This window comes from Alkalicoccus chagannorensis DSM 18086 (genome assembly GCF_000429725.1).
GTDB lineage: Bacteria > Bacillota > Bacilli > Bacillales > Salisediminibacteriaceae > Alkalicoccus > Alkalicoccus chagannorensis.
In genome coordinates, this window is record NZ_KE386945.1 from 83424 (window position 1) to 96150 (window position 12727).

Here is a 12727-nt window from a genome sequence, read left to right on the forward strand (position 1 = left end):
GATGGCGAAGAAGGAATTCAAGGCGGAGTCCAAGCGTCTGCTGGAGATGATGGTCAACTCGATTTATTCGCAGAAAGAGATTTTTCTGCGTGAGCTGATTTCCAATGCCAGCGATGCGATTGATAAAATGTACTACAAAGCGCTCACTGATGATGCGGTGGCTTTCCATCAGGATGACTTTTACATCCGGGTTCAGACGGATGAGGAGGCACGCACCCTGACGATTGAAGACACCGGGATCGGCATGACGGAGGAAGAGCTGGAGCAGAACCTCGGGACGATTGCGGAGAGCGGATCTCTCGCGTTTAAAAAGGAGACCGAAACAGAAGACGGCCGGGATATCATCGGCCAGTTCGGTGTCGGCTTCTACTCGGCGTTCATGGTTGCAGACCGGGTCGTTGTGGAAACGAAGTCGCTGGACAGTGACCAGGCGTACCGCTGGGAATCCGACGGCGTGGAAGGCTACACGATTACACCCGGAAACAAATCAGAGACGGGGACGACGATCACGATTTACTTGAAGCAGGATGAAGAAGACAACGAAGACGACTTCAGCCAGTTTCTGCGGGAACAGCGCCTGAAGACGATCATCAAAAAGTACTCGGATTTTATCCGCTATCCGATTCTGCTGACGGTGACGAAAGAAGAGCCGGCCGGCGACGACAGCGAAGAAACGACGACGGTGCAGGAAGAAGAGACCGTCAACAGCATGGTGCCGATCTGGCGCAAAGACAAGTCCGAGCTGACGGACGAGGACTACACGAACTTCTACCATGAGAAGCATTACGGCTTCGATCAGCCGCTTAAGCACATTCATATCAATGTCGACGGCACGATCCGCTACAGCTCGATTCTCTACATTCCGGAAACGACGCCGTTCGATTACTATTCCAAGGAGTTCGAAAAAGGGCTCGAACTTTATTCCAGCGGCGTGCTGATCATGGAAAAATGCCCGGATCTGCTGCCGGACTACTTCAGTTTCGTGAAGGGCATGGTGGATTCCGAGGACTTGTCGCTGAATATTTCCCGGGAAATACTGCAGCAGGACCGCCAGCTGAACATGATCGCGAAAAACATTAAAAGCAAAGTGAAAAAGGAACTGCAGAACATGCTGAAGAAAGACCGGGAGAACTACGAGAAGTTCTACGAATCCTTTGGCCGTCAGCTGAAGTTCGGCGTGTACAATGATTTCGGTCAGCACAAAGATGACTTGAAAGACCTGCTGCTCTTCTATTCTTCCAGCGAGAAGAAGCTCGTCAGCCTCGCCGAATACGTGGAGCGCATGCCGGAGGAGCAGGAGTATATTTACTATGCTTCCGGAGAATCCATCGAGCGGATTGACCAGCTGCCGCAGGCGGAGCTCGTGAAAGACAAAGGCTATGAAATGCTCTATTTCACGGAAGAAGTCGACGAGTTTGCCATTAAAATGATGCGCGAATACGAAGGGAAAGAATTCAAGTCCGTATCGAGCGGTGATCTCGGGCTCGAAAGCGAAGAGGAAAAGAAAGAAAATGAAGAAGCCGCAACGGAATACAAAGAGCTGTTTGAAAAGATGAAAGGACAGCTCGACGGGAAGGTCAAAGACGTGCGTCTCTCCTCCCGCCTGAAAAGCCATCCGGTCTGCCTGACTGCCGAAGGGGAAGTGACGATCGAGATGGAGAAAATCCTCGCGCAGATGCCGGAAAACCAGGGCGTCCAGGCGGACAAAGTGCTGGAGATCAACCATCAGCACGACGTTTTCGCTTCCTTGAAGCAGGCACACGAGAACAACGATGAAGCGACCCTGCAGCTGTACACGAACCTGCTGTACAACCAGGCCCGCCTGATTGAAGGGCTCTCCGTCGAAGACCCTGTCGCCTTCACAAACGATGTGTGCCGCATCATGAAATAACCGAAGAGGTTCCTTCCGGGGCCGACGCTGCCCGCTCTGGAACCACAAAAAACAAGCCGTCAGGACGATCTCGTCGCTGACGGCTTGTTTTTATTTTATCGGCTCACCAGCGCACCCAGTCGAGTTCGAGGTACGTATCTTCCTCCGTGCTGTTTCCCTCGAGCCAGGCCGGGTACCAGGCATTGATCATGAGCGGCATGTCCTCGTGCGGATAGCCGTCTTCCCAGGCAGCAAGCAGCTCGCCTTCCAGGTAGAAGCGCAGCTCGTCCGGATAGTAGTCAAACCGGTACTCGAGAAACGATGCGGTCGGATCACGTTCCATCGGCAGTTTTTCCTGCCGCGCAGTGTCCCCGTCTTCGTACGTTGTCAGCCAGATTTCGCTGTCGTCAGCCTGGTTGAACACTTCGATATCAATTTCATAATAATAATCAGGCGGAGCGTACAGGAAGAATCCCGTAATCGAACCCGGGGCATCAGGCAGCCGCATCTTCGCTTCATAGGACCCGTAGCCGGAAGCCGATTCGTGTTGCAGTTCTGCGCCGTCGTCTTCCCCTCCCGGGAGCCGCAGGCGGACCCCGCCGGCCTCTTCCACAAGCGGCGCCCGCAGCGCGGATCGACCGAGCGTCCGCCCATCGGACACTTGCCAGTTTTCCTCCCGGAGGTCCTCCATGTCGTCAGCACCGCGGCTGATCCGCAGTTCCTCGGCTGCCACCGCCTGCAGAACGGTCGTGCCGTCTTCATCAGACAGCGTCAGGAGCAGCTCGTAATACCCGCTGAACGCTTCTTCCGGTATCGGCATCTCGATCGTCTGCTCGCCGTCTTCAAGCTCCCGGCTCCCGTCGGTGATTTCCGAAGGACCGTCGAACTGCCAGTGCAGCGTATACGAATCTTCTGTCTCGGCGGTCAGCGAAACGGTCAAGGCTTCTCCGGTCTGTGTGGCCATTTCTGACAGAGACAGTCCCCGAATCTCCAGCCGCTGCCGTTCGGTCGTTTTATACACCGGCCGCATGCTTGCTTCGTCTACGTCGAGCGCAAAGGACCACTGCCGGAGCAGCCACGCCGCTGCTGTATTGGCGGCATCCGCGGAAGCGCGGTGTACGTCAGCCGCCGTGGGCTGTTCCCGGTCGTCGTCCGAGACGCTGCATCCGAGCAGCACGATCGAAAAAAGGAGCAGCCCGGCTGTCCGGACTCCTCGATGCAGAAGAAGATGACCCGTGTTCCGGCCCGCTCCCTTTTTCCGGCGGCTCCCTGGAGCATCCTTCATACGTTCACTTCCTCTGCCGATTTCTTCCGGCTTCCTAACAGCCAGACGGCCGCTGCGAACACCCCGATGCAGACGCCGGTGCCGTTCAGCACGATGTCCAGGGCACGCGCGTCCCGAGTGAAAAATTCCTGGACGACTTCCACCGTGGTGACAAAGATCAGCATCGCCGCAACCGTCCACGTGCGCAGGCCGAGCCAGAGAAAAAAGAGAAACGCCAGCAGAGCAGAGCTGAACACGTGCGCGATTTTGGAGAAGAGCAGGTCCTCATCCGTCTGCAGATCGCCCACGTAACGGAGCGAGAAGAACCGCTCCCAGCTGACGTCGGTGGTGAATACAAATTGAATATGCTGGTCATACATAAATGCCGTGGAGCTGTAGGTCCACATGCCGGCGAGATAGAGCGCCAGCCAGATGCCGAAAAAGAGTCCCTTGATCATAGCGTGCCTGCCTTTCCTATTTCATTCCAGTATAGCATAGACGACTAAAACCGCGAAGCGCCTTTTGGTCGTAACGGTTTGCGGCCGCCGTCTTCCTTTATGAGAACATATACATTCCCATACTGGAACAGAAAGCAGGACCTTTCTCTACTCTTCCGGGAAATCCAGTTCGTCGGACCAGTCGTACGTCTCTTCTATAACCAGCGGGTCTTCCGGCCGGAACGAAGTGCTGCTGTGCTGGGATAAATACGAAGCGAGCCAGACGTCGTCTTCTTCTTCATGGACAAAGTGCAGCCGGCCCGTAAAGCGATTTTCCACTTCTTCGGTCTTTTCGCCGTGACGGTACCAGTGTTCTTCCCGCAGCAGCTGATAAGAGACCGATGCCTCCCAGCCGTCCTCCCCTTCTTCCATCAGAAGGCTTTCCTGGTCCACGGTGATGGTGGAGACCGGGATGTCCTTTTTATAGCCGGCGGAACGCATGTAGCGGATCTGGAATTCAAACGAATCCCGCAGCGAACCGGTCACATGCGTGAGGGTATCGGGATCATTCGTTACTTCAGCTTCGTTCACGTTCTGCATGAACCGGACGGTCTTCGCCAACAGCTGCTCTTCCAACTCCGGGCTGAATTCCTCCAGCGGCAGCTGAATCGGCTGACTGCTGCGGACCGTGACCGGCGCTGCGGCCGCCGTCCCTCCGGGAACATCGATTTCCCCGCTGACCTCGATCGAGCCATCATAGGATAGAGCTCCGAGCTGATACGCCTCCCCGGCAGGTACTTCCGCCTCTTCGCCGTTAATCGTCAGCGACATGTGCTCCAGGCTTTCCTCGATCCGGAGCGGGCCGGCGCCGGGATCAATCTCGACAATGAGTGGGTCTGCCGGTTTCACGAGGAGGTCCTCCGATTCATTCACGTGCGCATAGGGGCCATCATAAGTAAGGGTTGCTTCATACATGCCCGGGTGCAGCGGTCCATACTGCTCATGCACGTTGCTCCCGGGCTCATACCGTTCATCTGCCGTTTCGATTTCCAGACCGGAAAAGGCACCGTCCATATAGAAAAAAAGCGAAGGCAGCACGACCTCATAGCCGCCCAGCCAGCCATCCTGTTCTTCCAGCGCATAGGTTTCCGGCTCCGGCACTTCGGCTTCCGCCTTCATGAGAGCGGCCTGAGACCGCAGTTCCTGCAGCATCTCTTCCCGGTGCTCCTCGTCTTCCTGCATCAACCGCACGAAGGCCGCAGCAGAACTGTCCGTCACGTCGGCTTCTTCTGCGGTCATGAGGGTGGCGGCGCGCTCTGCATCTCCGGTAAGTACGGCTTCTTCCAGAGAGGCAATGATTTCATCGGGATCATCCCATTGTGCTGCCAGCTGCGGAGCGCCGAAAAAAACAGCGAGCAGCAGGCCGAGCACAACAAAACTGATCCACTTACCCGGCCGGCGTCCCTTAGGGAGATCCTGGCCGCAGGATGGACAACGTTCTTGGTCTGCTGCTGCACCGCAGCGGGGACAGGTTTTCATCGCGTTCCCTCCTTAATTAAGCTCACGGACGAAGGAATATCTGTTAGGACTATTCCCCTGCCTGCACGCTTTCAAGCATGGAGAATGCTCCCAGATGCTTGTTTCGCTGCCGCACAGGGTATAGAACAGGAGAAAAAGGGGGTTGGTACGTTGATCTGGGCAGGTTTTATGGGGGCACTCCTCTTCGCGTTCATTCATTTATATGGGCTGCGCTTCTCCCGCTTGTCTCCTGGCAGGCGAGGGCGCTGGATGTCGGCTGCTGGAGGGATTTCAATTGCGTATGTGTTTCTGCACATCAAACCGGAAATGCACACGCTCCAGCAGACGCTGCAGGAGGAAAACATCACGTTTCTTCTTGAAGACTTTCATATCTACGCGGCGGCGCTGTTCGGCCTTCTGCTGTTCTACGGACTGGAAAAACAGGCCGCGGGCAAACACGAGCATACGGCTGTCTTCTGGTTCCGGATCCACGTCGCTGTGTTTGCCCTCTACAATGCGCTGATCGGCTACCTGCTCGTCCACGGCGGACAGGAAAACACAGCGGAACTCGCTCTCTATGTGTTCGCCCTTTCGCTTCATTTCATTTCAAGCGATCAGGCGCTCCGGGACTATCATCCGGATGAATACGACCACGAAGGCCGGTGGCTGCTCGCCGGATCCGTTCTGGCCGGGTATGCAGCCGGGCTGCTCGGTTCCGTCCCGCCGCTCATAGAAGCGCTGCTGTTCGGTACTGTCGCGGGCGCGCTGATTTTAACCGTCCTCCGCGAAGAACTGCCGTCGGAGAAGGAAAGTCATTTTCTCTCCTTTCTTGCAGGCGCGCTGCTGTACGCGGCGCTCCTGGTTATGATCTTTTAGCAGTCAGGCCTAAGGTTAGCTTCAAAGAATACGGTACGGAAATAAGGCGCCGTGCCTGCCGCGCCGGGCGTTCCGCAGGGCCTGCCTTCAGCTATGCAACCGTCCCTCGGGAAAGAAGGGATTTTCAGACGCTCCTCCTGCGGTTACTCGTCGCATCAAGTGCGTCTGCTCCTGCGGTTACTCGTCGCACGAAGCCCATTTGCTCCTGCGGTTACTCGTCGCACGAAGAGCTCTGCTCCTGCGGTTACTCGTCGCATCAAGCCCATTTGCTCTCTTTTTCAAGTGCGGTATACGGCCGGTTAGATGCTGTTTCTACGTCTTGGGAGGCGTGGCCCAAATCTCGAGTCGAACCGTCCCAAAACAGCCCAAGAGCGGCGTGTTTTGGGCGTTCGCTGGCTCAATATGAAGCAGGTGGCTCCTTTTTCCTTCGGAGCGTCCCGCCTGCGTCTGGTACCCGCCCGCTTCAGGCAGGCAAGCGTCTCCTTTTTTCCGTGAAGCGACCCGCTTTCCTGTTAAGCGGCGTCTTCGGCTCTCCACCAGGAAGCAAGAACATTCCATGCTATCTTTTTTTACGCCAAGGAGTGGCGGGCGGTTTTTCGCTTTAGCCTCTGGTCCGGCAGAAACCGTGTCGACTCGACAGGCAAAGCCCGTCGCCCGGCCCCGCAAACCTCGACGCCCCGCGGAGAAAGCCTGTCGCCCCGGAGAAAAAGCGCGCCAAACGGCGTCGACCCCGCCATACGAAGCGAGAGGTACGTCGAGGTATGCACGCAACCGTGTCGACTCACGCCAAAACCCCGCCACGACACTGCACCCTCTTCTCTACAGCAGCGGCACCGCACGTTTTCAAAGGGGGGAATAGGTTATTCCTTCTCCCCCTGCCGTGAACACAGTCGGCAGCGCGAAATGGTGCAAGCGGTTGCGCTATACAATACTTCGTCATCCACTCCTCCCACCCATGCAGTCCTTTTTCCAACAGCGGCGCTTCCGTCACGCCGCTGTTATTTTTCGTACTTCACCCAGCCTGCGCGGATGGCGTGTACAATGATGCCCGTCCGGTCTGCGGTGCCGACGACCCGGATCAAGTTACTAATATAGCGTTTCACCGTTTTGACGGAGTAATACAACATTTCCGCCATTTCCTTCGTCGTACGTCCATCCAGCAGCAGCTGCAGGATGTCCATCTCCGCTTTTCGGAGCGGAGCATCCACCTCTTCCTTGATCAGCTTGAGCCTCTCCGCCGGCTCGCCTTTCCGCCGGTGATGCATGAGACTGTCCGCCACATAGAAATTCAGCTCCGGCTCCAGCAGAAAGGCATGATCGATTACGATATCCAGCGCCCGGTCGCCATACATTGTAAACTTCTCCAAAGAGATCAACCCGGAAACGGGCAGGTGCAGAATCTTTCGGGACGATTCCAGCTTCGATGCCGGCGTCACGAAGATAATCCGCTTTTTCGTCCAGTCTACCTCGTGCTCCCGCTGCTGCTCATATTTAATGAGGGAAGCGGGATCCGATGAAAAGATGAACAAAATATCAAAACTACCCGCATACGTCTCGTCTTCTCCGGTACACAGCGCAAGCTCCTCATATCTGCCTGCCCCTTGATTTGTCTCATACACATCCTGAAAGTAGTGCTCGTACGCCTCTTCTCTGCAGACGAGCAGAATTCGTCCTAAGGATTTTGTAGACATCTGCATTCTCCTGACATAAGCAAAGGTTGTGAGTTTATTGTTCTTCTATTGTACACTCTATGTATAAGGTTTTACAGTGACAGGCCTGTAAACCTTTTCTACGCGAAGCTGCCGAACTGCATCTTTCATGAGAAACCTGCCACTCTGCGGAATGATTATAGGACCTATGGATTAACCGATTATGAGAAAGTATGAGTAAAAAAGTGAATCTTCGTGAAAGGAACTAGCAAATTGATGTACTTCATGATACTTTTAGGAATAATGACATACTCAGACGACTATACTGATATTGGGGGAGGATCCGATGCTGAAAACTGTTGAACCCCAGCGTCTACTTTTTATTTCTCATCTACAGAATGAACAGATTGAGGAAGCGGACCTCTACCTGCCGGACTCATATGATGTCACCTTCGCAGACACGTATGTTCAGGAGCAGGAAGAATACGACTGCTGTTTCTTTTTTCTGAACGATCCCGGAAGCCGTGCAGAACTACTGGAAGCGGCTTTCACCGATAAACAGAAAGTAGTGATTGTCACCCCGCAGGAGGACATCGACCGGTCATTTCACTCGCTCTTGTATCCGATTTCCGGTCTGATCACCCTCGAATGGTTTATCTCCAATGCAGAGGCTGTCTGCAGCAGCCTGCAGCATCAGGACTTCTACCTGGAACCAGGCCTGCATCATCAGCTCGCAGACCAGCTCAGCCGGCTCCAGACGAAGGCAAAGCCGATCCGCCGCTTCCAGCTGGACGAACAGCAGATTCCAGCGGGCATGTCGGCCCGAGACCAGAAGCTGCTCACGTACTTGATCAATGGGTACAGCACCAGCCAGATTGCAGATGAAATGTATTACTCGGCCAAGACCGTCAAAAGCTACGTCAGTCATCTGATCCGCATGGTGCAGGTGCCCGACCGTACCGCCCTTGTGCTGCACGCCCTGAAAAACGAATGGGTTTACGACGAACGATAAGTACCGTCGGCAGACTTTTCCGCTCATGAGTAAACCGCTTTTTCAAAAAACTCGCAAAAGACCGCCTCAAACTTCCACTTGAGGCGGTCTTTTATGTATGTCATCAAATTATGCTAAAGAATGTATCTTCGCTGTACTGTATTTTCACTTAAGGCGATGTGATGTTTCACCGTGATAGTGGCAGAACATCCCCCCATCAGCTTCGCAAGCCAGCAGCAGCGGGGATGTTCAGCTGGTACCTGCCTGCGCGCCCTCCGAAAATTGCCGCTTCGTTCCTCACTTTCATACAACGAATACGGTCATTTCTTGTTACACAAGCCTTCCCAGGTGAGCTGTAGAAAAGTGCGCGAAGCTCATGTCGGATGCTGAGGAGAAATCGCGAAAAGAGGGATCTGCGGTATCAAGAAAAGAGATCACCGGTGCACCTTTCTCTTTTCAGCATGGAGGTGAAAAAACCCTTTAATACAGCAGCTTATTTACACTGCGGTACAGCTCGCTGATGTTTGTTTCTTCGATATTGGATAACAGGATAAGCAGGTGATCGGATTCCTGCATTCTCATGAATGTACGGAAGCCTCGGGAGGAACCGGCAAGCTGATTAATACTGCCTCGGTGATGATCATACTGCTGCCAGCCATATCCCCAATGCCCTTTCTGCCTCTTCAACATTCGTTCCCGCTGTTCCGCACTCATCAATTGATCGTTGAATACGGCATCACGCAATTTCACTAGATCTTCAGCGGAAGCAAATACACCGCCAGAGGCACCTCTAGCGCTATAATCCCAACTGGAGACGGACCGTTGGCCATTGACCCAGGTATACCCGACAGCAGGACGATCGGAAGTGGCCAGATCAAATCCCGTGTTCTCCATTCCTGCCGGCTCTGCAATATACTTCTGCAAATAATCTTCGTAGCTGTAGCCACTTACTTCTGCTATCACTTCACCGAGCAGCTGATACCCTACGTTGGAGTAGCGATATTCCGTGCCTGGCTCAAACAACAAACGGTATATCCCTCCATGGTCAGGGTAGTTCCACGGATAACCGGAACGGTGCGTTAGTAAATCTTCCAACGTAACCCTGGAGGCAAAAGGTGCTCCCGGAAGGTGTTCTGCCAGCCTGTCTTCTACAGAAAGCACTCCTTTTTCTTCCAGCTGCATGATCGCAATGCCAGTGAACCCTTTCGAGATAGACGCGATCGCATGGGCATCCTCTGTCGAGTTGGGACGGGAATTGGATACGTCTGCATAACCGTAGCTGCTGCTGAGAAGTTCCTCCCCGGATTTCTCTACGATTGCACTACCTTGAAATTCTCCTCGTTCAACGATGCGGTGCAGGTAGCTGTCCACTAATTTCCCCCGCTCTTCATCGGTAATACCCGGGCGCATCATGGCAACATCGCCGGAACTTTCCAGCCAGAGAACATAGTGATCAAACAACTCAGCTACTTCGCGCATACTAAGCATCGAGCGCCCGCTGATCAGACGAGGCGTACGGTCAAATCGACGCGTCTCCCCATTCCACTTATATGTATCCTCCAAAAAGGAGACTTCCAGCGTATTGCCGCCGCCGCTGCAGGAAGCGGTGCGAGCAGGGTGGTCCCAGCCGATACTATATCCCAGGGCGTTACACAGCCCTCTGAGCTCAATATAGTTCGTCCCGTTAATCAGTTCAGGAGGACGGTCAAAGACAGCCTCTTTATCGTTTACAAATATGCTGTTCGGTGCTGCATCTGCTTCTTCGGCTGCAATGAAAATGAAAATCAAGGGAAGGAGCAGGAATAATAGTCGTTGCACTTTCAACCCTCCAATCTGTTAATGAATGTATATTTTATGTCTTCTGTTCCTTATTATACATAAAACAGATAGGCAGCGTTAATCATTTCTCTTTTGTTACAAACTTGTACGAATTCTGTAATACTTCCTGTTGGCATTCGCTTTTTTCTCCAAAACTGTTCGCATGATGGCATGTACAAGAGAAAAGACCGTCTCTGAGAATGCTGGAGACGGTCCCTGCACGTATAGAAGACATGGAAATCCTGCAAGGCAGCTGCTGGGTCTGCCATGTCAGCCATATTGTTATATCATCAAAACAGAAGGGTCTTTTTCAAACCTTACGTCATGCCGCACTTTCGAAAAACTCGAAGTCGGGCAGCATCGTTACTCCGAGTTCCGGCGTTCTTCCAGGCCGGGACGCATCTGTTCTTCGATGTCAAGAAGAACATCAAGCCGTTCATATTCGTCTTGTATAGAAATATCCCACGGTATGTTATCACTTAATTCTTCAGCATGACCAGCGTGTAATGCATCGCCGGACCACGCTTCTTCCCTATCCATCAGAAAGGCATCGAGCTCCTCGGTCAACGCACCAGTTCGATCCAGGGCGCGCCTGACTTTCATGGCAGTGCGGTCTGCTTCCATCGGCTCATCGAGATAAAAATCATTGTCATACCCTCCGAAGATAATATCGTATGAATACAGCAGCTTGAGCGCCTCATAGTATGGCTCTCCCTGGTAAGGATAATCGGGATCGTCGAGCTGTTCCAAGTAGTGCCCTGTCTCTCGTAATTCTTCTTGGAGAGCCGTGATCATTCCCTCGTCCTCTTTCATTTCTCGGAAGTCTGTATCTTCCTCAGCACTCATTGCCGCAGCCCTTCCGGCCGCCTCTGCTGCCGCCATGCCGGTCGGTATTACCCGGGCACTTCCCGCAGCTAGAGAAGAATAACCGGAGGCTTTGCTGGCCGTCAATAAGCCATCTACCTCCTGCGGGATCAAGGAACGAAAGGGAATGCCGTACTGATCAGGATCAACCGTAATGGAACCAAAATCATCCGGTCCCACCGCCTGAATATCCGCCGGATACCCTCCAATAGCAATATCATCCCAATGGTGCTTATTTTCCCAGAGAGCAGATACAGGAAGCATATATTCGCTTTCCACATGTCTCGTTTCTCTAATATATAGTTCTTCTGGATACTCGACAATTTCTGCCTCTTCAAAGCCAGGGATGTTGTCGCGAAGCCACGGAACGAAATGATCTGTTTCTTCTATACCGGCTTCGACCGCTGCTTCCATGCTTTCCTCATCCAGGCCGTCCACGCCGTATAACTGGAGCGCGTTGATAAAAACTTCTCCATGCTGCGTCCGGCCAATGTTAAGACCACGCATATTCGTGACGTCTCCACCAATCGTTTCTTCGTATTCAAAAAGCACGTCCGGAAATCCCCACGCTGCGTATTCGTGAATACCGGCTCCACCAAATACATCGTCTGCAGCAGCCTCCCGAACGCCATCCCAATCCACACCATCAAGGTAGATCATCAGCGTTGCAGACATAAGCTCATCCTTAAAGATATCTTCCTGCCCGACAAAATAAGGGGCCCCTGCCATGACTGCCAGATCAGCATCTGGAGACGCGTCAATAAAACGACCTCCTTCTACCCATCTATCCTCGTTTAATTCCACGTCACTCAACTTGTTCCCATCCAGACGCAGGTCGGTAATGTCGGTTTCTTTCTTCAACTCTATGGAAGGTTCTCCATCAATCAGTTCTTCAAAAGCTTCTTCCGCTTCATCAAGATCCACTGTGGATAAATGCCTTCCTCCTGCACGTTCATGCCATTCGGAAAAAATCCCCTGAGATACCGTTACCCCATCGTCATTTTCCGGAATATCCAAATAATTCAGCATCCCCTGGGTGATCAATCCACCAAGGGTATCGTCCGGTTCAATCATGAGCACTTGTGCCCCGGCCCTTGCAGCACTGACCGCAGCCGCCACTCCCTCTGGCTCTCCACTGTATACAATAACATCATAGCTGTCCTCTGTACTGAAACTTTCTTCATTGCTGCACGAGGCGGCCAGGACGAGCACCCCTGCTGACAGGATCCATTTATGCAAAACACATTCTCCTTTATAGAAAAAATACTCCAGCTTATTATACGTTTTATCCGATGGTCTGTCACCCGCTTCCAGAGAATACAATCCCATGTGTGGAATGATGACAAAAAAGGAGCAGCATCATGAGGGCTTGGTTGAAAGCAGGAACAAATCCCCGGCCTCATTGTGTATGCTATTGCCCGAAAGCAGCTCATTATGTTC

9 protein-coding genes are annotated in these 12727 nt (G+C 53.2%); 3 read left to right on the forward strand and 6 right to left on the reverse strand.

Annotated features, from left to right (window positions below):
* The first annotated feature begins 1 nt into the window (after position 1).
* Positions 2–1891, forward strand: a complete 1890-nt coding sequence (gene htpG / locus G477_RS0117145; RefSeq protein ID WP_026698960.1) for a molecular chaperone HtpG — start codon at positions 2–4, stop codon at positions 1889–1891.
* 103 nt (positions 1892–1994) lie between these two features.
* Here htpG and G477_RS0117150 read toward each other — a convergent pair whose 3' ends face one another.
* From G477_RS0117150 to G477_RS0117160, 3 genes are all read right to left on the reverse strand, one after another.
* Positions 1995–3155 (reverse strand): glycoside hydrolase family 16 protein, encoded by a 1161-nt coding sequence (locus G477_RS0117150; protein WP_026698961.1) that lies wholly within the window; start codon positions 3153–3155, stop codon positions 1995–1997.
* Complete coding sequence (locus G477_RS0117155) at positions 3152–3592, reverse strand: hypothetical protein (RefSeq protein ID WP_026698962.1); 441 nt, start codon at positions 3590–3592, stop codon at positions 3152–3154. Before G477_RS0117155 ends, G477_RS0117150 begins: the two co-directional genes overlap by 4 nt.
* 147 nt (positions 3593–3739) lie before the next feature.
* Positions 3740–5110, reverse strand: a complete 1371-nt coding sequence (locus G477_RS0117160; RefSeq protein ID WP_026698963.1) for a TcaA second domain-containing protein — start codon at positions 5108–5110, stop codon at positions 3740–3742.
* 150 nt (positions 5111–5260) lie between these two features.
* Between G477_RS0117160 and G477_RS0117165 the strand changes: the two genes are divergently transcribed.
* Positions 5261–5965 (forward strand): hypothetical protein, encoded by a 705-nt coding sequence (locus G477_RS0117165; RefSeq protein ID WP_026698964.1) that lies wholly within the window; start codon positions 5261–5263, stop codon positions 5963–5965.
* A gap of 998 nt (positions 5966–6963) precedes the next feature.
* Here the strand turns inward: G477_RS0117165 and G477_RS0117175 are convergent.
* Entirely contained in the window at positions 6964–7656 is a 693-nt protein-coding gene (locus G477_RS0117175; RefSeq protein ID WP_026698966.1) for a LuxR C-terminal-related transcriptional regulator, read from the reverse strand.
* 304 nt (positions 7657–7960) lie between these two features.
* Here G477_RS0117175 and G477_RS20735 point away from each other — a divergent pair, with 304 nt between their 5' ends.
* Positions 7961–8626, forward strand: coding sequence for a response regulator transcription factor (locus G477_RS20735; protein ID WP_051288192.1), 666 nt, complete (start codon positions 7961–7963; stop codon positions 8624–8626).
* 459 nt (positions 8627–9085) lie between these two features.
* Here G477_RS20735 and G477_RS20740 read toward each other — a convergent pair whose 3' ends face one another.
* The gene (locus tag G477_RS20740; protein ID WP_051288194.1) at positions 9086–10423 is read right to left on the reverse strand and encodes a serine hydrolase domain-containing protein; all 1338 of its coding nucleotides are present in this window, start codon (positions 10421–10423) and stop codon (positions 9086–9088) included.
* A gap of 363 nt (positions 10424–10786) precedes the next feature.
* The gene (locus tag G477_RS20150; RefSeq protein WP_051288197.1) at positions 10787–12526 is read right to left on the reverse strand and encodes an FAD-dependent oxidoreductase; all 1740 of its coding nucleotides are present in this window, start codon (positions 12524–12526) and stop codon (positions 10787–10789) included.
* Positions 12527–12727 lie beyond the last annotated feature (201 nt).

What these genes read in the sequence shown, in the direction of transcription:
- htpG (WP_026698960.1), top strand. Translation starts at nt 2, where the DNA reads ATGGCGAAGAAGGAATTCAAGGCGGAGTCCAAGCGTCTGCTGGAGATG.
- G477_RS0117150 (WP_026698961.1), bottom strand. Translation starts at nt 3,155, where the DNA reads ATGAAGGATGCTCCAGGGAGCCGCCGGAAAAAGGGAGCGGGCCGGAAC.
- G477_RS0117155 (WP_026698962.1), bottom strand. Translation starts at nt 3,592, where the DNA reads ATGATCAAGGGACTCTTTTTCGGCATCTGGCTGGCGCTCTATCTCGCC.
- G477_RS0117160 (WP_026698963.1), bottom strand. Translation starts at nt 5,110, where the DNA reads ATGAAAACCTGTCCCCGCTGCGGTGCAGCAGCAGACCAAGAACGTTGT.
- G477_RS0117175 (WP_026698966.1), bottom strand. Translation starts at nt 7,656, where the DNA reads ATGTCTACAAAATCCTTAGGACGAATTCTGCTCGTCTGCAGAGAAGAG.
- G477_RS20735 (WP_051288192.1), top strand. Translation starts at nt 7,961, where the DNA reads ATGCTGAAAACTGTTGAACCCCAGCGTCTACTTTTTATTTCTCATCTA.